Annotated in this window: 21 protein-coding genes; 5 read left to right on the forward strand and 16 right to left on the reverse strand. The window is 66.6% G+C overall.

All coding sequences use genetic code 11. The features are described 5' to 3' along the window. Window positions 1-310: 310 nt before the first annotated feature. Window positions 311-904 carry a TIGR03086 family metal-binding protein gene (locus ADY59_RS15550; protein ID WP_049562747.1) on the forward strand — a complete coding sequence of 198 codons (594 nt, stop codon included), beginning with the start codon at window positions 311-313 and terminating at the stop codon, window positions 902-904. Window positions 905-1,417: 513 nt separating this feature from the next. Further along, window positions 1,418-1,969, forward strand: coding sequence for a hypothetical protein (locus ADY59_RS15555; RefSeq protein WP_049562749.1), 552 nt, complete (start codon window positions 1,418-1,420; stop codon window positions 1,967-1,969). On the opposite strand, the gene ADY59_RS15560 is transcribed toward ADY59_RS15555, so the two are convergent. After that, window positions 1,935-2,279, reverse strand: coding sequence for a VOC family protein (locus ADY59_RS15560; protein ID WP_049562750.1), 345 nt, complete (start codon window positions 2,277-2,279; stop codon window positions 1,935-1,937). The two genes, ADY59_RS15555 and ADY59_RS15560, sit on opposite strands and share 35 nt — an antisense overlap. Before the next feature lie 53 nt (window positions 2,280-2,332). Here ADY59_RS15560 and ADY59_RS15565 point away from each other — a divergent pair, with 53 nt between their 5' ends. Together ADY59_RS15565 and ADY59_RS54030 are read left to right on the forward strand one after the other, a co-directional pair. Continuing rightward, window positions 2,333-2,779, forward strand: a complete 447-nt coding sequence (locus ADY59_RS15565) for a MarR family winged helix-turn-helix transcriptional regulator (RefSeq protein WP_049562751.1) — start codon at window positions 2,333-2,335, stop codon at window positions 2,777-2,779. Further along, window positions 2,776-3,054 (forward strand): AbfB domain-containing protein, encoded by a 279-nt coding sequence (locus tag ADY59_RS54030; RefSeq protein WP_442937702.1) that lies wholly within the window; start codon window positions 2,776-2,778, stop codon window positions 3,052-3,054. The genes ADY59_RS15565 and ADY59_RS54030 overlap by 4 nt, the downstream gene beginning before the upstream one ends. Window positions 3,055-3,095: 41 nt before the next feature. On the opposite strand, the gene ADY59_RS15570 is transcribed toward ADY59_RS54030, so the two are convergent. The 8 genes from ADY59_RS15570 to ADY59_RS15605 all read right to left on the reverse strand — a co-directional run bounded on the left by ADY59_RS15570 (window position 3,096) and on the right by ADY59_RS15605 (window position 10,763). Further along, window positions 3,096-4,001 carry a DUF6891 domain-containing protein gene (locus tag ADY59_RS15570; protein WP_049562752.1) on the reverse strand — a complete coding sequence of 302 codons (906 nt, stop codon included), beginning with the start codon at window positions 3,999-4,001 and terminating at the stop codon, window positions 3,096-3,098. A gap of 127 nt (window positions 4,002-4,128) precedes the next feature. Beyond that, entirely contained in the window at window positions 4,129-4,689 is a 561-nt protein-coding gene (locus ADY59_RS15575) for a gluconokinase (protein ID WP_049562753.1), read from the reverse strand. Further along, complete coding sequence (gene manD / locus ADY59_RS15580) at window positions 4,679-5,908, reverse strand: D-mannonate dehydratase ManD (RefSeq protein ID WP_049562755.1); 1,230 nt, start codon at window positions 5,906-5,908, stop codon at window positions 4,679-4,681. The genes ADY59_RS15575 and manD overlap by 11 nt, the downstream gene beginning before the upstream one ends. A gap of 31 nt (window positions 5,909-5,939) precedes the next feature. After that, entirely contained in the window at window positions 5,940-6,563 is a 624-nt protein-coding gene (locus tag ADY59_RS15585) for a bifunctional 4-hydroxy-2-oxoglutarate aldolase/2-dehydro-3-deoxy-phosphogluconate aldolase (protein WP_197093659.1), read from the reverse strand. Window positions 6,564-6,565: 2 nt separating this feature from the next. Further along, a complete protein-coding gene (gene dgoD / locus ADY59_RS15590; RefSeq protein WP_049562762.1) occupies window positions 6,566-7,714 on the reverse strand; it encodes a galactonate dehydratase in 1,149 nt (382 codons plus the stop codon). Between the two features lie 5 nt (window positions 7,715-7,719). After that, window positions 7,720-8,535: a carbohydrate ABC transporter permease gene (locus ADY59_RS15595; RefSeq protein WP_049562764.1), complete on the reverse strand. Its 816-nt coding sequence runs from the start codon at window positions 8,533-8,535 to the stop codon at window positions 7,720-7,722. Further along, entirely contained in the window at window positions 8,532-9,476 is a 945-nt protein-coding gene (locus tag ADY59_RS15600) for a carbohydrate ABC transporter permease (RefSeq protein ID WP_197093660.1), read from the reverse strand. The genes ADY59_RS15595 and ADY59_RS15600 overlap by 4 nt, the downstream gene beginning before the upstream one ends. 51 nt (window positions 9,477-9,527) lie before the next feature. After that, window positions 9,528-10,763, reverse strand: a complete 1,236-nt coding sequence (locus tag ADY59_RS15605) for an ABC transporter substrate-binding protein (protein ID WP_197093661.1) — start codon at window positions 10,761-10,763, stop codon at window positions 9,528-9,530. Between the two features lie 182 nt (window positions 10,764-10,945). On the opposite strand from ADY59_RS15605, the gene ADY59_RS15610 reads away from it, so the two are divergent. Beyond that, window positions 10,946-11,707, forward strand: coding sequence for a FadR/GntR family transcriptional regulator (locus ADY59_RS15610; protein ID WP_197093662.1), 762 nt, complete (start codon window positions 10,946-10,948; stop codon window positions 11,705-11,707). 258 nt (window positions 11,708-11,965) lie between these two features. Here ADY59_RS15610 and ADY59_RS15615 read toward each other — a convergent pair whose 3' ends face one another. The 7 genes from ADY59_RS15615 to ADY59_RS15630 all read right to left on the reverse strand — a co-directional run bounded on the left by ADY59_RS15615 (window position 11,966) and on the right by ADY59_RS15630 (window position 22,785). After that, window positions 11,966-12,433: a GNAT family N-acetyltransferase gene (locus ADY59_RS15615; RefSeq protein ID WP_049562768.1), complete on the reverse strand. Its 468-nt coding sequence runs from the start codon at window positions 12,431-12,433 to the stop codon at window positions 11,966-11,968. Continuing rightward, on the reverse strand, window positions 12,430-13,035 hold the full coding sequence (locus ADY59_RS15620) for a TetR/AcrR family transcriptional regulator (RefSeq protein ID WP_049562806.1): 606 nt from the start codon (window positions 13,033-13,035) through the stop codon (window positions 12,430-12,432). The genes ADY59_RS15615 and ADY59_RS15620 overlap by 4 nt, the downstream gene beginning before the upstream one ends. Window positions 13,036-13,349: 314 nt before the next feature. Continuing rightward, window positions 13,350-13,595 (reverse strand): integrase core domain-containing protein, encoded by a 246-nt coding sequence (locus ADY59_RS54035; RefSeq protein ID WP_197093663.1) that lies wholly within the window; start codon window positions 13,593-13,595, stop codon window positions 13,350-13,352. After that, window positions 13,543-13,908, reverse strand: coding sequence for a hypothetical protein (locus ADY59_RS51415; RefSeq protein ID WP_197093672.1), 366 nt, complete (start codon window positions 13,906-13,908; stop codon window positions 13,543-13,545). The genes ADY59_RS54035 and ADY59_RS51415 overlap by 53 nt, the downstream gene beginning before the upstream one ends. A 42-nt stretch (window positions 13,909-13,950) precedes the next feature. After that, window positions 13,951-14,394, reverse strand: coding sequence for a hypothetical protein (locus ADY59_RS51420; protein WP_197093664.1), 444 nt, complete (start codon window positions 14,392-14,394; stop codon window positions 13,951-13,953). 520 nt (window positions 14,395-14,914) lie between these two features. Further along, window positions 14,915-15,238: a hypothetical protein gene (locus ADY59_RS50000; RefSeq protein WP_156325520.1), complete on the reverse strand. Its 324-nt coding sequence runs from the start codon at window positions 15,236-15,238 to the stop codon at window positions 14,915-14,917. A gap of 2 nt (window positions 15,239-15,240) precedes the next feature. After that, entirely contained in the window at window positions 15,241-22,785 is a 7,545-nt protein-coding gene (locus ADY59_RS15630) for an RHS repeat-associated core domain-containing protein (RefSeq protein WP_082310131.1), read from the reverse strand. Window positions 22,786-23,204 lie beyond the last annotated feature (419 nt).

Raw genomic sequence — 23,204 nt, forward strand, 5'->3', positions numbered from 1 at the left:
CCTTACCGCGCGTCGCACCAATATCTGCATCTGCGACAGCAGATATTCACCTCTGCGCGTTCTTCTCCGCGCGCCCCGGCAGCACGGGAGGCCCCCGGGCCCAGGCCACGCGAGGGTGGTTGACGCCGGGCCCCACTACCGTATAGAACCAAATGGTTATTGAACTTAGAGGTCATGGACGAGCGTGCTCGACGACACCTTCGCCGCCCTCGCGGATCCGACGCGCCGGGCTCATCTCCCGGGGCCGGGAACGCGCAACGGCGACCCTGCCGGCTGGAGGCGGGCCCGCTCAAGGATGCAGAGGCCAACGATGAGTGAGATCACCGACCGCTACCGGCGGCGCGCGGACGCCTTCGATCGCAAGGTCGCCGCCACACGCCCCGACCAGTGGGACAACCCGTCCCCGTGCGAGAAATGGACTGCCCGGGACGTGGTGCGGCACATCATCGACATGCACCACGTGATACTGCGCCAGATCGACCGCACGATCGGCGCCGCGCCGTCCGTGGAGGAGGATCCGCTCGCCGCGTTCCGTTCCGCGCGGGCCGACATCGAAGCGGTGCTGGACGATCCTTCGCTGGCGAGCGTCGAGTGCGAGACGCCCACCGGCAGGATGACGGCCGAGGAGCACATCGACCAGGTCCCCAGCGCCGATCTTCCGCTGCACGGATGGGACCTCGCCCGAGCCACGGGCCAGGACGACACCATGGACCCCGCCGACGTGGAATACCACTGGTCGGCCCTCGCCGCGCTGCCCGTGGACCTGCTGGAGAAGTTCCGCATACCCGGTGCGTTCGGTCCGGGCGTGGAGGTGTTCGGCCCGGAGGTGCGGGTCGGGGAGGACGCCTCGCCGCAGGACCGGCTGCTCGGCTTCATCGGCCGCGATCCGCGGTGGTCCGCGTGACGGCCGGGGTCACCGTGGTGACGCTGCGGGTCTTCGCGGCCCCTCGCCGGCTGGTCCTCGACGCCTGGACCAAGCCCTCACCGCTGGTCGAGTGATACGGCGCGCACGGCTGGAACCTGGTCGCGGCCAAGGTCGCCTCGCGTCGGCGGCACGTGGCGCTTCGCCTGGAACGGGCCGGGCGGCGCCTCGATGGCCTCCGGCGGCCTCTACCGGGAGTTCGAGCCGCCCGCCCGCCTCGCTCGCACGGAGTCCTTCGACGGCCCTTGGCACCCGGACGAGTCGCCGGTCAGCCATGATTTCGCCGGACAGGCCGACGCCGGCCACCCGCGATCTCGTCGTCTCCTCCCCCGTGGCCCGAGGTGCGGCGGAGGGCTTCGACCGGCTGGACGCGCCGCTTTCCCGGCCGCGTACACCCTGAGGCGGGCCGCGGGGAGAAGGGGATCAGGAGCCGCGGGGGTCGGGAAAATCCGATCCAGCGCAGCAGGATCATCCGGGCGGCTCATCGGTTTCGTGATGCTGGCCATCGCCTGCGTCGAGCTGTTCCGCCGGGTCCGGAGCCGAGGCGCCGCGCAGATCCTCGCCAGGGGGAGCCTGAGGGTGGCGCTGATCAGCGTCACCGCCTCGATCGCCGAGATGCTCGTCGACCTGTACGTCCTGTCCGCCACCGACACACGCGAACAGCTGAAGGCCCTGGACCAGCAGATCCGGAGCGTCCCGGCCGCCGAGCAGATCCTGTACGGATTCGGCACCCAGCTCGTCTACCTCGGCCTCCTCGTCCTGATCATCCAACTGGCCGTCCTGAAACGCATCAGCATGACGACACTGTCGCTCGTGCTGGCCACCCTGGCCCTGTTCATCGACTACGAACTGCTGGACGGATCGGGCCGCCAGGCCCTCATGCCGCCGGCGGCTCCAACCCCGCCCCTTCCCTTCCACGCCGGTGATGGTGGCGGCGAGCAGCGCCAGCGGCAGCAACGGCCTCAGGAGGGGCCGGATGCCTGTGGTCCTGGCTCACCGATCCCGGTGCGGCTCAATCCCGGTCTCCGGCCTGCTGGGAGAGGCTGAACTCCACGCCCTGATCGTCTGTGCAGTGGGCGTAGGCACCGGAGGGGATGCTGACCGGGTCTTCCGCCGTGCCGCCGAGTTCGCGCACCCGGGCGACGGCAGCGGCGATGTCGTCGACGGCGAAGAAGATGCGCGGGTGCCGTGACGAATCATCGTGCGGCGATCCGCCCATCGGGGCGGGCCCCTGGATCATCGAGTAAGCCGGGAAGTTGCCCTCGTGGAACGTCCAGCCGAACAGCGAGCCCCAGAACCGCTGGGTTGTCCCGATGTCGCTGCTCGGCAGCTCGAAGTAGGTGACCTGTCCGCTCATGGAGTTCTCCTATGTCAGGTTGCTGACATAGGACTGTATGTCAGAATGCTGACATGAAGCAAGAAGAGACCGTGGGCGACCTCGACCAGTCGGTGGGCTACGTCCTCAAGCAGGTGCAAGCCTCGCTGCACGCCGCGATGGACGAGGTGCTGCGTCCGCTGGGTCTCACCGTTGCCCAATACGCCTGCCTCGAACTGCTCGGCCAGCATCCGGGACTGTCCAACTCCGAACTCGCGCGCCGTGCCTTCGTCACGCGCCAGTCGATGAACCTCGTCCTTCGCCGGCTGCAGGAGCGGGACCTGCTCACCAGGCCGGATCAAGCCGCTCACGGCCGGGCACTGCCGACCGAGCTCACCCCAGCCGGGAAGGCGACGCTGCGGGAGGTCAGTGCCGCCGTGCGCGCCGTCGAACGGCGGCTGTTCTCACCGTTGTCCCAGGCGCAGCAGCGTCGGCTGCGCGACGACCTCGCCGCCTGTGCGGCCGCCGCGACCGCCGACTGACCGACTCACCCGCCGTACGCCGCCGTGGCCTCGCCTACTCCAGCTGCTACTCCTTCGAGTCGGTCAACTTCCCGGGTTCCTACCTGCGGCATCACGACGCCGGGGTGTGGTCGGCGAACGGCACCGGTGGCACGTGGAACCGTCCGCAGACGCTGACGGCGGACAGCACCTGGAACCTCGCGACACCATGGACGCCGTGGCCGGCTTCCGATGACTCTCACGTCGTGGTGACGGCGGGGCCATCGCCGCGGTCGTCATCGGCGGCACCCTGCTGACCGGCGGCAGCGGAAACATGCGGGCGCCGGGCGCTTCGCCGTCAGGACCAGTGTTCGATGGTCAGTTCGCCCAGTTCGTCGATGGCGACGCGGTCTTCGTCGGCGAGGATCGTGATCATGTTCTCGGCCTCGGTCATGGACACGTCACGGCGACGGAACAGGCGGTTCGCGGGGTCCGGGGAGTCCAGCGAAAGGTGCCCGTTCCGGGTCCATGCGACCTGTACGCATCCTTCGGAGCGGCCTATGAAGCCGGCGAAGTTGCCCTCGTAGGGGGCCAGCTCCAGAAGGACGTTCCTGGCCTCGGCAAGCGACATCGGGACTTGGGCGTTCTCCACGCGGCCTCGGTAGCCGCAGTAAAAGACCTGCAGGGGCTGCGGGGCCGTGTCTTCGGGGTCACGGCCTCCCGGCCAGGTGGCGAGGCGGCCGAAGCGGCGGCGGCGCCAGGTCAGGGGGACGTCAATGCGTTCGGTGGGGTCGCCGCTCCAGTCGGGGACGAGACCGTGGCGCTGGAGGGTCGTGACGATCTCCTCACCGATCTCGGCGCTGGTCCCGGCGTCGAAGGAACCGAAGGCCAGGTGGCAGCCGAAGCCGGCGACGGCAGCCTCCATGTCTTGCCGGTGGGCGAAGACATGACCGCGCCGCTCCTGGCCGCTGGGGACCTCGCCGCCGATCTCGTTCGTCCCGCATGTCAGGCAGCAGGCGAAATCGGTGCGCGCGACGATGCCGGTGGTGTTCAGGTCGCCGAATGCGCGCAGCAGCCGGTCGGAGTCGAGGATGTCGGGCCAGGTGCGCTGGTCGTCCAGGTAGGACTCGAATTCCTCGGCGACGATCGACGAGACGTCGGTGGAGTCCCCCAGGTGGTCCGCACATTGGTTCAGGATGGCCCCGTGGCTGTCCTGCCCCAGGGCGAGATGGAATCTGATGATTTCGCGTAAATCCGTGATCATGTTGCGTGATTATCGCGGACCGCTGGGACAGTTCGCGGACGGATTCCTCGTGGCTGCTCGCAGGCCGGAGCCTCCACGTGGCGGTCTCGTCACCCGGCCGAGCGGGGACGCGGGCGGACCGCGGCTGCTACGGTCCTGACCGGCCGGTCGCCGGGCGGGTGGCCGGCGACAGACCGAGCCGGGCGACCACCGCCGCCGCCAGCTCGTCCGGCGACAGCGCCACGTCCAGCACCATCCCGGACTCGTCCGGGCCGAGGTGCTCCAGGATCGCCCGCTGCGAGTCGAGCAGGCCGGCCGACATGTAGTGGTCGGTGCGGCGGGTCATCCGGTCCCGGATCAGCTCCGTGGCCCCGTCCAGGTGGACGAACTCCACGTCCGGCGGGCCCTGCCGCAGCACGTCCCGGTAGGCGCGCTTGAGCGCCGAGCAGGCCAGCACCGTGGAGATGCCCACGGCGTGCCGGTCGGCCATCCAGGCGGCCAGGTCGCGCAGCCAGGGCCAGCGGTCGGAGTCGTCCAGCGGGATGCCGGCGCGCATCCGCGCCACGTTCGCTTCCGGGTGGAACTCGTCCGCCTCGGTGAACCGCAATCCGGTCAGCTCGCTGATCCTGCGGGCCACGGTGGTCTTGCCCGCCCCCGACACGCCCATCACGACGATGTGCCGGGGGGCCGGCCCATGCTCACCAGTCATGGACGGTGCCGTCCTTGAGCCGGTTGAACGGCAGGTACGCGGGCTGGTACGGGAACCGGGCCGCGGCCTCCTCGTCGAGCTCCACGCCGAGCCCCGGCAACTCGCCCGGGTGCAGGTAACCGTCGGTGAAGCTGAACGACTGCCGGAACACCTCGTCGGTCGCCGCGCCGTGCTGCATGTACTCCTGGATGCCGAAGTTGTGGATCGCCAGGTCCAGGTGCAGAGCGGCGGCCATGCCGACCGGCGAGATGTCGGTGGGGCCGTGGATGCCGGACTTGATCTGGTACTGGGCGGCGAAGTCGAGCAGCTTCCGCATGGCCGTGATCCCCCCGGTGTGGGTGACGGCGGATCGGACGTAGTCGATGAGCTGTTCGCGGATCAGGGTCTGGTAGTCCCACACGGTGTTGAAGACCTCGCCGATGGCCAGCGGGGTGGTGGTGTGCCGGCGAACCAGACGCAGCGCCTCCTGGTTCTCGGCGGGCGTGCAGTCCTCCAGCCAGAACAGGTCGTACGGCTCCAGCGCCTTGCCCAGCCTGGCCGCCTGGATGGGGGTCATCCGGTGGTGCCCGTCGTGCAGCAACGGCAGCTCGGGGCCGAACTCGTTGCGCACCGCCTCGAAGATGCCGGGCAGGTGGCGCAGGTATGCGCGGGTGTCCCAGTCCTCTTCCGCGGGGAGCGCCGCGCGCTGGGCCGGCTCGTAGTCGTACCGTCTGCCGTCGGCGCTGGGCTGGGCGGCCACCCCGTACACGGCGTTGATGCCGGGCACGGAGGTCTGCACCCGGATCGACCGGTAGCCCAGGTCCAGGTGCCGGCGGATGGAGTCGAACAGCTCCGGCAGGTCCCGGCCGGAGGCGTGCCCGTACGCCATGATCCCGTTCCGGGAGGCACCGCCGAGCAGTTGGTAGAGGGGCATTCCGGCGGCCTTGGCCTTGATGTCCCACAGTGCCACGTCCACGGCCGCGATGGCGGCCATCGTGACGGGCCCGCGCCGCCAGTACGCCGAGCGGTAGAGGAACTGCCAGGTGTCCTCGATACGGTGCGGGTCCCGCCCGATCAGCAGCGGGACGACGTGGTCGGCCAGGTACGACGCGACCGACAGCTCACGTCCGTTGAGCGTGCCGTCGCCCAGCCCGGTGATCCCCTCGTCCGTCGTGATCTTGAGGGTGACGAAGTTGCGGTCGGGGCTGGTGACGATGACGTCCGCCGCGATGATTTTCACGCAGATGCCTTTCTCCCGGATGATGCCGTGGTCATGACGTCGCCGCCAGGTAGGCGCGGGCGCGCTCGCGCAGGGCGTCCAGGTCGCCGCCGGACGCCGCGTCCCCGATCAGCGGCCCGCCGACGCCGACGGCGATCGCGCCGGCGGCGAGGTAGCCGGGCAGCTCGGCCAGGCCGACGCCGCCGACCGCGACGAACGGGAGGTCCGGGAACGGGTCGCGCAGCGCCTTCAGGTACGCCGGCCCGCCCAGCGAGGCGGGGAAGAGCTTCACCGCAGCGGCCCCCATCCGAACAGCGGTGTACGCCTCGGTCGGGGTGAGCGCTCCCGCGGCGACCGGGAGCCCGCGGCGGGCCGCCTCGCCGATGGAGTCGACGACGGCGGGGGTGACGACGAACTGCGCGCCCGCCGCGGCGACGTCGGCGACGTCGGCCGGGGTGAGCACGGTGCCGGCGCCGACCAGCGTGCCGGCGGGGGCGGCCGCGCGGAGGGCGGCGATGGCGTCGAGCGCGCCGGGCGTCGTCAGGGCCACCTCCACCACGCGGACGCCCTCGTCGAGCAGCGCGGTGCCGGTGGCGACGGCTGCCGCGGCGCCGGAGCCGCGGATGATCGCCAGAAGCCGGGTGGCGGCGAGTGCGCCGGTGAGGTCGAGTGTCATGGTCACCATTCCGCGAATGCGCCGTCCCGGTGCCGCCAAATGGGGCCGCGCCAGGCATGTCCTTTTTTGTCGGCGGCACGTACCGCCTGCTCGTCGATCTCGATCCCCAGGCCGGGCCCGGTGAGCCGCTCGATGTGGCCGTCCACGAAGGCCAGCGGGGTCTTGTCGAGGCAGTAGTCGAGCACCTCGGCGCCGCGGTTGTAGTGGATACCGATGCTCTGTTCCTGAATCAGGTGGTTCGGTGTGGCGAAGCCGACCTGGAGGCAGGCGGCGAGGGCGAGGGGGCCGAGCGGGCAGTGGGGGGCGAGCTGCACGTCGTACACCTCGGCGAGCGCGGCGATCTTGCGCACCTCGGTGATGCCGCCGGCGTGCGAGAGGTCCGGCTGGGCGACCGCGATGCCTGCTTGGAGGACGGGCAGGAACTCCTGGCGGCTGTAGAGCCGCTCCCCCGTCGACACCGGGATGGTGGTCGAGCGGACGAACTCGCCGATGAGGTGGGAGTTCTCCGGTACGACCGGCTCCTCCAGGAACAGCGGCCGGTAGGGCTCCAGCAGCGGCGCCACCCGGCGGGCATTGGCCAGGGTGAACCGCCCGTGCAGGTCGACGGCGACGTCGCGGTGGTCGCCGAGCACCTCGCGGGCAGCCGCCACCCGGGCGACCACGCCGTTCAGCTCGGCGACGGAGGCGACCGGGCTCATGCGGCCGGAGGCGTTCATCTTCACCGCGGTGAGCCCGGCCTCGACCTGCGCGGCGATGTGGTCGCGGACCTCGCCGGGCTCGTCGCCGCCCACCCAGCCGTACACCCGGATCCGATCCCGGACCGGCCCGCCGAGCAGTTGGTGCACCGGGGCGCCGAAGTGCTTGCCGGCGATGTCCCAGAGGGCCTGGTCGAGGCCCGCCACGGCGCTCGCCAGAATCGGCCCGCCCCGGTAGAACGAGCCCTTGGTCAGTACCTGCCAGTGGTCCTCGATGCGCAGCGCGTCCCGGCCGATGAGCAGTTCCGCGAGCTGGTCCACGGCGGCGCGGACGGTCTCGGAGCGCCCTTCGCAGGTGGCCTCGCCCCAGCCGACGATTCCGGAGCGGGTCTCCACCCGGACGAAGAGCCAGCGGGGGGCGACGAGGAAGGTCTCGACGCGTGTGATGGTCGTCATGCCGGTCAGCCCTTGGTCGCACCGGCGGTGAGACCGGAGACCACGTACTTCTGCACGAACAGGGCGATCACCATGATGGGGAGGGTGACCACGGTGGTCGCTGCCATCAGGCCGCCCCAGTCGATGCTGGCGTAGCCGACGAAGTCGAAGATCGCCACGGGCAGGGTCTTGGTGTCCGCGTCGGACAGCACGAGCGCGAACATGAAGTTGTTCCAGGAGAAGATGAAGGACAGGATGCCGGCTGTGGCGATGCCCGGCATCGACAGCGGCAGGGTGATGCGGCGGAACGCGCCCACGTGGGTCAGCCCGTCGACCAGCGCCGCCTCCTCCAGTTCCTCGGGCAGGCTGTCGAAGTAGCCCATCATGATGTAGACGACCAGCGGCAGTGAGACGAACATGTGGCTGACGATCAGCACTCCGAAGCCGCCGACCATCTTCAGGTTGGAGAAGACGTAGTACCACGGCACCAGCAGCGAGACGCCGGGGATGACCCGGGCCATCAGCACCACCAGGGCCGACTTCTTCATGTTGAACCGGCTCATCGAGTACGCGGCCGGCACGCCGAGGATCAGCGACGCCACCGTGGCGGCGAACGCCACCCAGAGGCTGTTGCCGATGAACTGGACGTAGTCCGCCTGCTGGAGGACCTTGCCGTAGTTCTCCAGGGTGGGTGAGAAGGCGAGTGCCTTGCTCGTGTCGTAGATGTCGACGTTGGTCTTGAGCGACGCGGCGACCATCCAGACGAGCGGCGCGAGCAGCGAGACCAGCACGATGGCGAGCGCCACCACCCGGAACACGGTGTACGCGGGACGTGGCTTCATCGCTTGGCCTCCTTGCGCCGGGCCGTCAGGGCCCACATCGCCCCGATGATGAGCAGGAAGAAGAGGATGAGGACGGTGGAGGAGACCCCGTACTCGTTGTAGTCGAAGCTGAGGCCGTAGGCGTACACGTTGAGGGTCTCGACCTCGTGGAACGAGCCGCCGCCGCGGCCCTTGGTGGCATACAGGATGTCGAAGGTCTTCAGCGCGTCGATGCCGCGCAGCAGGATCGCCACGGTCAAGGTGGGCATCAGCAGAGGCAGGGTGACGTGCCGGAACCGCTGCCAGGTGCTGGCGCCGTCGATCCGCGCCGCCTCCTGCGGCTCTTCCGACAGCGAGGTGAGCCCGGCCAGCAGGATCAGCACCACCATCGGCGTCCACTGCCACACGTCGATGAAGATCGTGGTGGGCAGGGCGGTGTGCTGGCCGGCGAGCCACGGCTGCGGCCCGATGCCGAACCAGCCGAGGGCCTGGTTGGCCAGGCCGATGTTCGGGTCGAAGATGAGCCGCCACATCATGCCGACCGCGACCGGGGTGGCGACGAGCGGCATCAGGATGGCGACCCGGACCCACTTCTGTCCTTTGAACGGTCGCCAGAGCAGCAGCGCGATCGCCATCCCGAGGACCACCTCGAACAGCAGGGCGACCCCGGTGAACGCGGCGGTCCGCCCGACCGCGGGCCAGAACCGGTCGGTGTCCGACAGGACGTCGAGGTAGTTCTGGAAGCCGACGAACTCGCTCTCCGCGCGGACGGATCCCTCGGCGTCGGTCAGGCTGAGATAGCCGGTCCAGGCCAGGGGGAACACGAGCAGCACGGCGACGAAAATCATCGCGGGCGCGGCGAAAAGCCATTTGCGGTGGTTGTCGACCCAGCGCGCCCAGCCGGGTGTTTCGGGGCCGGTGGCGGCACCGCGCGCCGTCTTGCTGGTGGTGATCGTTGCCATGGGGTCTCCAGGGTGCCGGGCGGCGGACGGACAACCGCCGCCCGCGTGCGCCTACTTGGCCTCGTCGTCCAGGAATGTCTGGAACGCGGCGTTGGCCGCGTCGGCCGAGGCCGCTACGTCCTGTCCGGTGATCGCGTCGACGATCGGCTGGCCGACGATCTCGCGAGCCTCGGCGACCTGCACGACCAGCGGCCGGTCATGCCCCACCCCGGACTCGGTGCTGGCCGCGATGGCCTCCGACAGGTCCTCCGGGAAGGCCGAGGTGCCCTCCGGGTCGGTCCAGACGGACGTGCGCGCGCCGGGCACGCCGGACTTCTGCTGGGCCAGCGTCTGCTCCTTGCTGGTGGCCCACTCGATGAACTTCCAGGCGTTGGCCTTGTTCTCCGAGTTGTCGTTGATGCCCAGCGCCCAGGACGGGATGTTGTACGGCTTCGAACCCGCCGGACCAGCTGGGAACGGGGCAAAGCCGACCTGGTCCGAAACCTTGGACTTGGCCGGGTCGGTGGCGTTCTTGTAGAGCGAGTTGGCCTCGGTGTAGAAGGCGGCCTTGCCCTGGGTGAAGATGGCCATCGCCTCGGGCCAGCTCATGTCGGTGCTGACGTTCGCCGGGCCGGACTCCCTGATCAGCTCGCCGTAGTAGGCGTACGCCTGCTTGGCCGCGTCACTGTTGACGGTGGCCTTGCCGCTGCCGTCGAAGAAGTCGCCGCCGAAGCTGTAGAGGAAGCTGGAGAACTGGGTGACCGCCGGCGACTTGCCGGTACGGGCGACGAAGCCGGCGACGCCGGGCTCGGCCGCCTTGATCTTGGCGGCGGCGGACTTGAGCTCGTCGAGGGTCTTCGGCGGGGCGCTCAGGCCGGCCTTCTCCAGCAGGTCCTTGCGATAGTAGAGGACCTCCTGCTCAGTGATGATCGGGACACCGACCGGCTTGCCGTCGTATGTGGTGGTCTGCACCGGGCCGGCCTGGTAGTCGCTGAAGTCCCAGCCAGGGTTGGCCTTCACCTGTTCCGCCAGGTCGGCCAGGTACTTGTTCTTGGCGAAGAGCTTGCCCTCCTGCAGAGGGCGGTACATCATCACGTCGATCTCGGCCGAGCCCGCGTTCAGTTTGACGTTGTACTGATCGGAGAGCTGGTCCTCACCGAGTTGGGTGATGTCGACCTTGAGCCCGGTCTGCTTCTCGAACTCGGGCAGGGCTTTCTTGACGTTCTCCGTCCACACGTGGTTGGCCAGGGTGACCCGGATCGTGTCGGACGCGCCGCTGTCGCCACCGCCACAGGCGGTCAGGCTCATGGCGACAACCATGGCCAGAGACGTACTGAGTGTTGCTCGACGTCGCACGTCGTCTCTCCTTCTGTCATGGCCGCCGCCCTCTGAAGAGCGCCACGCTCTCGTAACATCCGCTTAGTGCAGCGATGTTAGGCCAATAAAACCGACTTATTCAAGACATGGCATGAACTGATATGGTTTGTGCCGTGATTCAGTCCTCCCCGAGAGGCGCACCCTCCCGGAACGCCCCCGCCGAGGCTGGGCTGCACGCGCGCATCCTCGACCACCTGGGCACCGCCATCTGCAGCGGCGACGTGGCCGCCGGTTCGGTGCTGAGCATCGACGACCTGGTGGACCGCTATCAGGTCTCCCGGTCGGTGATCCGCGAGGTGCTGCGGGTGCTCGCGTCCATGGGGCTCATCGAGACCCGGCGCCGGGTCGGGATCCTCATCCAGCCGGCCGAGGTGTGGAGCGTCTTCGATCCCCAGGTGATCCGCTGGCGGCTCGCCTCCGCGGGGCGGATGGCGCAGATGCGCTCGATCACCGAGCTGCGCACCGCGATCGAGCCGCACGCCGCCTGGCTGGCCGCCGAACGGGTCGGCGACGACGAGGCGAGCGAGCTGGTCGGGCTCGCGGCCAAGATGTGGGCCGCCGGAAAAGCCGGCGACGAGGCGCGCTTCCTCAGCCTGGACATCGACTTCCACCGGCGGGTACTGGCCGCATCCGGTAACGAGATGTTCGCGAAACTACAACAGATCGTCGCCGAGGTGCTCGCCGGCCGGCACCACTATCACCTGATGCCGCACTACCCCGACGAGCAGGCGTTGCAGCTGCACACCGACGTGGCGCAGGCGATCCAGCGCCGCGACGGCGAGCGGGCCAGGCACGCCATGGTGAGAATCATGGAACAGGGGTTCGCCGAGATGAAGTCGATGTGGGAGCAGACCGCCGAGCCAGGCAACGCCTGACCGCTTCCCCTCGGCCTCACATCGGGCGTCAGTGAATCAGGTCGGCACCGGTTCCGCTCTCAACATGGCCAAGCCCGCCTCACAGCAGGACTGAGAAGCTGCGTCGCCTCAAGGGTGATTTCACGGACGAGAACTGGCCCCGCTCCTTTCAGCGCCCACCCTTCTCTGCCTTCGACGTGTGATCCAGAAGCGGACGGTCGTCGGGGTCTTGTGCAGGATGGTGTGTCGCTCCTGGTGCCGGTACGGCGGGCCTGACCTTCACGGTGCCAGCGTTTTGGCGTAGCAGCGGCTGAGCGGGTTGTCCTGGTAGGGCGGGTAGGCGGGGATGGGCAGGTAGCCGGTGCGGGTGTACAGGGTGATGGCTTCGGGTTGGTGGATGCCGGTCTCCAGGCGGATCTGGGGGTGGCCAAGGGCGGCGGCGAGGTCTTCGGCTTCGGCCAGCAGCCGGCGGGCGATGCCGCGGCCGCGCGCCTGCGGGGTCACGTACATGCGCTTGAGTTCGGCGCCGCCAGGGGCCGGCTGGATGGCACAGCAGCCGACCGGGCGGCCGTCGAGCTCGGCGAGCAGGAAGCGGACGTCCGCATCGAGCCGGGCGGCGGCGTCATCAGGGCTGTAGGGGTCGTCGGGGTAGCGGACGGCGAGGTCGGTATCGAGGTCGCGGACCAGCCGCCGGATTCTGGAATCGCCGCCGGCGGCGGCAGTGATGGCGAGATCGGCGGTGGTCACGAGGTTGCGTTCCCTTTCGCGGTGGCGAGGATCAGGTTGAGGTGGGTCGTCAGGACGTGACGCTGGAGGTCGGGTGGGTAGGCGCGAGGGTCGGTGACGGCGTTGAGAGCCAGGCCGTCCAGGCAGGCGGCCAGGCCGGCGACCCGCTCGTGCAGGTCGGGCGGCTCCGGGTGGGGAAGAGCGTCGCGGACGAGTCCGGTGAGGCGGCGTAGCCAGGAGGCGTGCGCCGTCGCGTGCTGCTGGAGCAGTTCGGGGTCGGTGCGGGCGGAGAGCTGGAAGTGTGCCCACACGAGGGTCTCCAGGCGGCGTTCGTCGTCGAGAGGCAGGGCCTGCTCGCATGCCGAGCGCAGCCTGTCGCGGGTGCCGCCCTCGGCGAGGAGCGTTTCGACTCGGCCGGCCATGCGGTGGTGCATGAGGGATCTGGCATGTGCCAGGAGGGCCCTCTTGTCCCGGAAGTAGTGGGTCAGCATGCCGGTGGTGCAGCCTGCGGCGGTGGCGACCGCCCGCAGGGTCAGCCCGTCCATGCCGTGCTCGGCGACGACCCGCCACACGGCCTCGGACATCGCCTGGCGACGCTCGGCCTGGTCGACTTGTTTCGGCATCGCATCCTCCACCAGGCGTGGCCGATGTTGCGTAACGTTTGTTATGTTACCGGACGGCTCGGCCCGCAGCGCGATCTTCAAGTTCATCGCCGCCCCCTGGGCGGGGCTGTCGAAGGGCTTGAGCGTAACCAGCAGGCTGTACGCCACCTACTACCGCCCTCAAGCCACGGCGTCGGCGCTCAAGCCCGGCGGCCACCGGCGCGACCCGACCTCGCCCGAGGCCCTCCGAGAACGCAGAAACCCCAGCTCAGCAATGTGAGCTTGTGGGGCTCAAGAATAGGATTCGATTTCTGACCTGCGGATTCTTGATAGCGTCAGCTGGCGATCCGGTACTCGTTGACGAGACCGCCGAGTATGGGCCTGCGGTGGACCCGATGGCTTGCCAGATCGACTGGCGATGGCGGTCCGGTTTCAGCTTGGGATGGGCTCAACTGTCGGAGGCCGCGGTGAGGCCGGGCCCCGTTGTAGTGCTCCAGGTATCGGGTGAGGGTTCGGCGCAGGTGTCGCTCATCGAGGATAGGCATTCGGTCGAGGAGTTCGCGGCGTGGGGTGCCGATCATTCGCTCGCAGTGTGCGTGCGTTGGCTTTCGGGGCTTGTGGCGGACTCTTGAGGCCGCGCAGGCCCGCGTCGGTGAATACCGTGTCGAAGGCTTCGGCGAACTGGCCGGCACGGTCGCGGATCAAGAACTTGATGTTCGTCGTGTCGGTGTCCATGAGGAAGTTGCGGGCAGTCTGGGCGGTCCATTCGCCCGTGGGGTTGGCCGTTACACCAAGCAGGTGGGTACAACGGCTGCGGTGTTCCAGCAGGACCAGGGCGTAGATGCGTTTGCGGCGATGATGTGTTCGGCCTGTGCTGTCAGGAATTGCTTCCACGTTGGTCCGCTGCGGTGCGGGGCGGGGTCGATCCCGGCCTGGTTAAGGATGTTCCATACGGTCGAAACCGGCGATCTTGTGTCCGAGGCGGGTCAGTTCGCCGTGGATCCGCCTGTGACCCCGGGTGGGATTGTCGGCGGCCGTGCGCAGCACCAGAGCCTTGACCGCAGCAGCGGTGGGCGGTCTCCCGGGACGACGCCGCCGGCTGTGGTCCCAAGTGCTCGCCACGAGCTTGCGATGCCAGGCCAGCAAGGTAGCTGGGGAGATCGGGAAGATCTTCGCCCAGCGACGCCGGGGTATCAAGGACGAGAGCGCCGCCAACCACAGGCGATCGGCGGGCTCATAGCGCACCCGTCGGACCTGACGGGGCAGAACCGTGTTCTCGTGCCTGAGTACCAGCAGTTCCGCCTCCTTGGAGACGTCACTGCGAAACAGCAGCGCGGGCAGAGACAGCAGACGTCGAGTGACGGCGTACACCGTGGACAAGAGCACAAACGATGATCCCGGGCACCCCGCACCAGGCGCCCACGCCCCAGGAACGCCCAGCCCGACCAGGCGATGAACCCCGGTGTTGACGACGAATCGTGTTCTTGAGCCCCACAGGCTTGTCGCCAGGCGGTGAGCTTGGGTTCGATCAGTGCCCCGCAGGCGTCGGAGATGTCAGAAGGGTAGTTGCGTCGGGGGTTCATATTCGATCGGTACGTCGAACCGGCCGTGAGATTCTGCAATCTCCGAACATGGCGTGTTCCAGGACATGCCTACGCCAGACGGAATGGGGTCTGTCCATCTCGCGAAACGGACAGAGGCACGCCCCGTCGGGAGCTCACAACCAGGCTGTTCGATGCCAATGCCGCAAACAATTCACACTACATAACAGATGCATCCTCGCAAACCATCCCAAATGGCCACTTGGACAAGTCCGATCTTTCCTACATCAAGGCGCTTTCTGGGGTGAATGATCAGATTGGTCAGATTCACCGAGAAGGCCATAGGTCAAGATCACGTCCTATTGCCTGGATTCACGTTTTAGGAATTGCTGAAGAAGATCCAAAAGCAGCGATTTTGCAGACATGTCTACAGTTTTTGTGTGATTGAAAGGCGTGGCAGCCTGATCGCGAAGAGCCTTACCTCGAATGACGGACGACCAGTGCAAGCTGGATTCCGGCTCCTTTATGAAATCTCGAAGCCAGGGGTCAAATCCGCAAAAAAGCTCGCCATCCACCGCGGCGTCGAAGCCCATAAGAAATGCTACGAGAGTTTCATAGGCATCATCCAGCAAAAACATGCGAGGACGATCGCGAAGATGTTGAATGAGTTCAGTATTCTTCACGTTTAAAATCCAAAATCGATATCCTCTGCATATTCGAATTGCGCCTTATACGTCTCGATGTCGAGACCTTCAGGAGTGGTTGTCCCATCGTACACTTTCCCATCTTTCACCACCACCCAATGGTGATACCAATTCTCCCCAGGATTATTCGTAGAAGGACCAAGCACCGGATACTTTGTAGTGATCTGCTTGATCTCCCCGCCGATCATGCCATGAATTTTTTCAGCACATTCTCTACAGTTTCCGTTTTGCTGTTTTGGCCACGCCTTCGCAAGCCCCTCCGAGAGCGTCTTCTTCCCCAGGATAGGCCCCCATGGCGGCACCACTATGTTGCACTTCAGGTTGGGGAAGTCCGGGTTCGCGGGACACAACTCTCCATTGCCGTACGCGTAGCCGTCCTTCCATGCCTGCGTGTCAGTGTCCCCCATGGGAGGAAGCCCGCCACAGGTAGGATCGTCATCGATACCGAATATATAGAACCAATCGCAGTTGCTCTGAAAATTGGCTTCTGCAGTCGGGGCCCAGAATCCTGAAAGCCAATCCCAGAAGCCTCCCGAGTTCTCTTCGATAGGAGCAGAGCCATCAGGGATAGCAGGCATGTCAATGGGAGTTATAACGGGATCAGCATCAGGTTTTGGCGAGCTTGGACAAGTCCAGCTGCCACACTCGGAATCATATGCTGGTCCCGTGCCTGGAGGCTGGCGATCACCGACGTAGCCTCCGATCACGTTTTTGTGGCCGGACCAGCTCACCCCACATGGCCCATTAGTACACTTGTAATCAATGATGTCTTGTTTGCTAGGCGGGTTCCGGTCTTCGGTAACATTGTTGGGGTCGTTTCTGATCTGCTTGGAAGTTGGGCCAGGGTCCGGTTTTGGCTGTTTCTTGTTCTTGGGCTTCCCAGGACCAGGGTCCTGGCCCTGTTTGGGGTTCGAAGGTCCAGGGTTGTAGGTCTTGTTGTTGGCTGCTGGATTTGGCGCTGATTTCTGAATTTTTTCAGCACTGATGATGGTGCTCTTAGAGCCGGTGTCACTCTTGCCGCAGCTGGGGCTGGAGCTTGGAGAGGGTATCTTTGCCGAGGTTTGCTGGTAATACCACTCGTCGCTTCTGCGCGGGGGACACATCGCCCCTCCGTCTGGGAAGTGGCCGGTAGAGTCTCTATAGGCCAGCGGGCTGGCGTTGGCGTAGGTGTAGCGGTTGGCTTGGACGGAGGGGTTGGAGCTGAGGGTCCATGTGTCGCGGCTGGTGAAGGTGCCGGTGCCGGGCTGGTACCAGCGGGCGTGCATGTTGACCTTGCCGGTGTCCGGGTCGGTGTACTCGCCCTGGTAACCGAGGTTGGTCTTGACACCGGTCTGGTCGGTGATCGCGCCGAACGGATCGTAGGCAGTGGTGGTTGCGAGGGCGGTGCTGCTGTAGGTGGCCACCAGGTCGCCGTGCAGGTCAGTGAGTGTGGCGAGGGCGGGGTTGGCGCCTTCTTGCTGGCCAAGCAGTGCGCCGAAGGCGTCGCGGCCGTATCTTGCCTGGACGGTGCCGAGGGTATCGGTGATGACGGCCAGGGTGTTGCTGAGCCCGGAGTAGGCGAAGTTCTGCTTGTTGACTCCGCTGATGCGGGAGGCGAGGCGGTCAAGGGCGTCGTAGCTGTAGACGCTTTCGCCGTCGGCGATCAGCCGGTCGAAGGCGTCGAAGGTGAGCTGGGTGGTGGCGCCGTTTTTCGTCTCACTCGCCAGGGTGCCGCGGGGCGTGTACGTGTAGGTGCTGCCATCGCCGGACAGCAGCCGGTTGCGCTCGTCGTAGGTGAAAGTCTTGTCGCCGGCCTTCGTGCGGTTGCCTGAGGCGTCCCACTCGTACGCGGTGACTGCGCCGCCGGGGGCGGTCCAGGAGGTGAGGCGTCCGGCGTGGTCGTAGTCGTAGATATTGGTGCCGGCTCCGGCGGTGCCTTCGGTGGTTTTGCTGGTGAGGTTGTTGTCGTCGTCCCACCCGTAGGTGATCTTGGCTAGCTGGGGCCCGGTGCTGGACCCGCCCTTCTTCAAAGTGTGGGTGAGCGGCCGGTTGAGGCTGTCGTAGGTGAATGCCTGGCTGTCGGTCGTGGTGGTGCCCTGGGCGGCGGTCAGTGAGGTGAGGTTGCTGGCCTTGTCGTAGCCGTAGGTCAGCTTGCGGCCGGTGACCGGGTCGGTGGCGGTCTTCAGGCGGCTGGCGTTATCCCAGGTGAAGTCCGCGGTACCAGCGGCGTCGATGCGCTGAGTGGGATTGCCGAGTGCATCGTAGGCGTATGCGGTCTCCTGGGCGGTGCCCTTCAGGATACTCAAGGGCAGGCCGCGGTCGTTGTACTCCACAGCCAGCTCACCGATGGCCGTCGGACGGCCGGCTAGGTCGTAGCCAAAGGTCTTTTCCGCGCCAGCAGCTCCACCTCCGCCACCGGCCGCCTTGGTTACGCGGCCCAGTTGGTCGAACGTCCGGTCGATACGGACGCCGCCCGGTTCCAGGGTGGCGACCGCGTTGCCGGCCGCGTCGTACACCTGGGTCCAGGTGCGGTCGGCGGCATCGGGGTGGGCAGGGGTGGCGGACTCGATCACCGTCTCAGCCAAGCCGAGGCTGTTGTAGGTAGTCCACGTGGCGTTGCCGCGCCCGTCGGTCAACCGAGTACGGGCACCAGAGGCGTCGTAGCCGAAGCTCGTGGTGATCGACTCGGTGCTGGACACCGGCTCGATCAACGACGTGACGCGGTTGAGGGCGTCGAACGTCTGCCGGGTGACACGCCCCTCGGGCGAGGTCGCAGCGACCAGGTTCCCCGCCAGGTCATAGCTGGAACCGCTGGTCCGCACCACAGCACCCGCAGCGTCCAGGTCCTTGGCCCCGATCTGCCGGCCGGCTTGGTCGTACTGTGCCACGGTAGAGTTGTCACGCGGATCCTTGAGCGTGAGCAGCCGACCGACCAGGTCGTACGTCATGGCCGTAGTGTCGTTCTCCGGGTCGGTCACCGACGTGACCTCACCGAGCGCGTTCACCTTAAACGTGGTGGTCTTGTTGCCGGGTTCGACCGTGCTGAGCAGGTTACCGGCCTGGTTGTAGGTCATCGTCGTGGTGAAGGCTACAGTCGCGGGCTTGCGCTCGATCACCGTCGAGGTGATCTGTCGGCCCAGGTCATCGTAGGTGGCCTCGACACGGGCGCCGGTCGGGTCGATGCCGGCCAGCTTCTCTCCGGCCAGGTCGTACTCGGCGATCCAGCGCCCCGAAGGCTGCCCCTCAGCAGCCGGATCGGTGATGCGGACCTGGCGGCCGAGCTTGTCGTACTCGGCCGTGACGGTGTGCCCGCGCGGGCTAGTGGACGAGACAAGCTGCCCCGCCACGTCGTACTCGTGCAGGGTTGCAGGGGTGACGGCGGTCCCGCCCGGCGGCGTGTAACTGGGAGCCGTCTGCCGGATCAAACGGCCGGCCTTGTCGAAGACGGAGGTGACAGTCCGGCCCTCGGCATCGGTCTGGTGCGTTGTCGCGCCGAACGTGTCGTAACCGTATGTGGCGCTCGGCTGCGTCCTCGCGGTGCTGCCTGCCTTGTCGATCTGCACCTCGGGAGCGGTTACCTGCACCAGACGGCCCAGCAAGTCGTGACGCCTCGTGGAGGTGAACCCCGCCCTGTCGGCCCCGGCGCCGTTGCCCCGCGGATCGGTGGTCTCGATGGCCAGGCCGCGCTCGTCGTAGGCGGTGGTGATGACGATGTCCTCGTCGCCGTTCTCGACGGTCTGCTTGGTGGCCCGGTTCTCCTTGTCGTAGACGAACTCGGTCACTTCCGAGCGAGTGCTATCTGCAGCGGTGCGAGTGCTCTTAACCACGTTGCCGTTGGCGTCATAGACGAAGGCGGTCTTCCGGCCCAGCGCGTTGGGATCGACCGTCTGCGAGGTCAGCAGACCGGCGGCGTCGTAGACGTACTCGGTGGCAGTCGTTCCCCCACCGGTGATTAGCTTGGTGCGGTTTCCTGCCTTGTCGTAGATGTGGTCCTCTAGGACCACATCGTCGGCGGTGGTGGAGCCGTTCAGCTTGGCGCCGTCGGCAATCTTTTCGTCCAGCAGGTCGTCACCGAAGTAGATGAAGCTGGTCTTGCGGCCCATCGCATCAGCCCGGGTGGCCAGTCGCCCGCCAGGGTCATAGGTGAACGACTCCAGCACCACATCCGCCGCCGGCTGCGGACTGACAGGGCTTCCGGTCCAGCCCTTCAATGTACGGGTGGTGAGCTCGCCGCGTTTAGTGTAGGCGTGCTCGACCACAGCACCCCGCGGATCAGTTGTGGAGGCAAGCTTGCCCAGGTTGTTCCAGGTCTGGTGGACAACGCCACCCTCGGGATCAGTGATCGCCTCGACCCGGCCATGGTCGTCGTAGGTGAGCACGGTCACTCGTTCGGCATCGCCGCCGGTCAGGTCGGCCACGGTCTCGCTGAGCCGGTTGCCGTCCAAGTCGTAGGCGTACGTGGTCCGCTTGGTGTGGGTGACGCCGGAGATTTCGTTTCTGACGGCGGGCTCCGTCTGGGTCGTAAGCCGACCCAACGTGTCGTAGGCGAACATGGTTCTCACGCCGTCCGGGTGGGCCTGCAGGACCTCGGTCTTGGCCTTCAGCCGGCCGAGCGGGTCATACTCCAGCTTGACGACCAGGCCCTCGGGGGCGGTCTGCTCGGCCAAGTCACCGGAGGCCGTGTAGCGGTAGGCCCAGGTGTTGTCACGCGGGTCGGTGGCAGTTTCGGCCAGGCCGGCCGGGGTGGTACCTCCGCCAATCGCCGACTCGGTGCCATCGGTGTAGGTGACCATTGCGGACCGCCCATTGGGGAAGTCCAGGGTGGGCGGGCTGGTCTGCTTGGTCGGCTCACCGTGCTCGTTGTAGTCGAAGGTGGTGGCGTAGGTGTTGTCTGCTGCCCCGGACGAGCGGGCGTCACGGTGGGTGGTCTGCCGGTCGTTACGCGGGTCGAACTTGTCGTTGGCGTTGAGGTAGTAGGACGCGTAGCTGGTCTGGCAGTTGCTCGTGGTCCGGCAGGTCCTCGTGCTGAGCGCGTTGCCGCGCTTGTCGTTGGACCGGGTGACGGTGTTGTTGTTGGCGTCGGTGACCTTCGATAGGTATCCGCCGGTGTCGTAGGCGTACGTCGTCTTCTTGCCGAGCTGGTCGGTCTGCGACACAATGCGGTAGCCGCGCCATGTGTCGTGTACGGAGGTCAGGGTGTGGCCGGCCGGGTCGGTCACCGTGATCGTGGCCATTCCGGTGGAATGGTTAGGCACGGTATCGCCGATCTGCCACGTACCTCCGTTGTCATCCTGATGAGTCTTGATCCGGTCAGTGACGTTGTCGTAGGTGTTCTCGGCCCAGACCCGACCACTCGGCAGAGTGATCTTGGTGAGCTTGTGCGGCGCCACCGCACGAGCGGCGTAATGGCGCCCAACCTCAGCGGCCGACAGAGGACGGTCATAGACCGCAACCTCGTCTACGGCCCCGGCCACCCCTCCGACGCCCATGTACTCGGTGTAGCGGTGGTCGATGTTCGAGATCGTGCCAGCGAACGTTCCCGCCGCGACACCGTCCACGTAGAGGGTCTGGGAGTTCCCCGAGGCGGTCAGCACCGCGTGGTGCCACGCTCCGTCGCTGATTTGTGCGGTGGAGACGATGCGCGATGCCGCGTCGTAACCGGCCGCGAGCTTGCCGTCAGCCGTGACCTGCAGCAGGGGGCGGCGATCGTCCCAAGTGCCGTCAACCGTGATGATGTTGCCGCTGCCGTTCGTCTTGAACCAGGTCTCCACCGACCCCCAGGCGCCGGCCCGGGGGATGATTCCGGCGGGCAGGTTGATCGCAGGTGTGTTGGAGGCGGTGATGCCCACCGCGGTGTCGGACGTCCCGAGGAGCGCTCCGGGCTGGCCGAGCGTGTGGCTACCGTTGTAGTGGGCGCCTCCGATCCACCCCAGATCCTTGGCGACACTGCCGCTCGTCTCACCCAACCGCCAGTAGCCCATGGGGTCGGAGTCAAGGACCATGCTGCGATACAGCGATCCCGGGCTGTGGTCGTAGGAGGTGCACTCCTCAGTCGGGGCGCAGACGCTTTCCAGCACGTCACCGGAGTAGGAGTAGGTCCAGGTCAAAGCTTCGCCGTCGACCGGGTCGGTCGACACCGACGCCACGTGCGCCCCGTTCCACGTGAAGTGCAGCGAGCGGCCACCCGGCGAGGTCGCCGTGGCCAGCTTGCCATCAGTACCGTAGGTCAACTCCTGGGTACGGCCCCGCGGGTCACTGATCTCCAGCAGCCGGCCCGCGCCGTCAAAGACATAGCTCGTGGCGGACTTGTCCATCAACCGCCAGCCACCATCAGCGTTCTCGGCGAGCGTGGCATACATCCCGGGCGGAGGCTCGTACGTACCATCCGCCTTCTCGGCGAACCGCACCTGACGCCCGTCCGGATACGTCACCAGCGCCGCCGGACGACCGTTGACGTTCTCCTCCACCACACGCATGTCCCAGCGCGAGGACCAGCCCGCACCGAACGCGCCGTCGCGCCTGGGATCCATGCTGTTGTACGAACGAACCACCGCCAGCGGAGGACCCACCACCGCCACCTGCGCATCCGTGTGCGTCACGGTGTAATTGCCCGACGCCTGATGAAATTCCTGCCCATTGACACCCGGCGTGGACAGCTGAGACGTGATCGCCGGCTGACGGACCCCCACCACGAACGTGCGGGCCTCGGACGTGTCGTCCTGACCACCAATCGTCGACGCGTCACTGACCCTCAACCGCCACCAATACTGCCGCCCCCAGCCGAGAACGCCCTCCGGAACGGTCACACTCCCCGACGTCGCACAACAGTCCTCAAACGTCCGGCACTCGTTCATCGACGGGCCGTCACACACCTCGAAGTCGAACGAGACGCTGCCACCCGGCCACGTCGACGCCGAAGCACTGAACGTCGGCCTCGTCGTCATCACCCGCACACCATTGGCCGGCGACATCGACGTAATCGTCGGCGGAGGAGGCAACGGACACGTCCCCGCCGCCTCCCAAAGCAGGCTGTCCTCTGGCGGCGGAGTGGTGTTCACATACCCAGGCATCGTGAGCTTGGCCCGCCAAATACGCTGCGCGTACGCCGCCAAGTCGCCCGTCGTCACCGCGGAATTGGGACGCCACGCCGGAACATTGCCACAGGGCGGATCCGCCGCCAACAGAACGTTGGCCAGACTGGAGCGATCCTTGGCCAGCGGTTCCTGGCTCGCCTCCCGAATCACACCATCCCGCAGCTCCACCGGCACGGCGTTCTCGAGAGGCTTGTCGTCCCCCTCGTCTGCTGCGCGGGCCTGCCCAGCAAGCGGCTGCGTGACCGACGTCTCCACCAGCGACGGCAACCCTGCCGCCGTACCCATCATCTGCTTGGGCACATCCACGAAACCCGTGGCGAGATTAACTGCGCTCTCGATCCGCACCTGGGCCTGCACAGGAAGCACCGTCAGCGAAAGCACACCCGGCAACAACACAGCGAGCAACAAAAGGATCAAACGCCGCGATCGAGCCCACGACAACAACCGGCGCATGCGCCATCACACTCCGAACCACAACGGGCACCCAGGCAGACGGGGCGCCAAACGTCGCTCTCCACCGCAGCAGAACGCACCTTCAACCCGGCACGGCTCGGAGCTGATCAGACTTCCGACGATCAACGTAAGAAATCCCGATCATCCCGACAAGAGGCGCGAATGTCACAAATAGGAAACTAGATTCCCCTGGCTAGTAACTCTCCGTCATCTACGCAGGCTACTCAAGTCGCCTTCAAGAGATGCAATCGACTCAGCAGGAGCTCAAAGTGTCAAAGCGGGCATATCGAGAAGACTGTAGGCGAGACTGTCCCAGATCTCTCACCCACTGTAGGTTCACCCACCTCTTGATCAAAGAATCATGAGGTGGGTCATAGCTGGGTCACGACTGGGTCAACCGACACCACCAGACCTTTCCG

Source organism: Nonomuraea sp. SBT364 (assembly GCF_001083785.1).
Lineage (GTDB): Bacteria > Actinomycetota > Actinomycetes > Streptosporangiales > Streptosporangiaceae > Nonomuraea.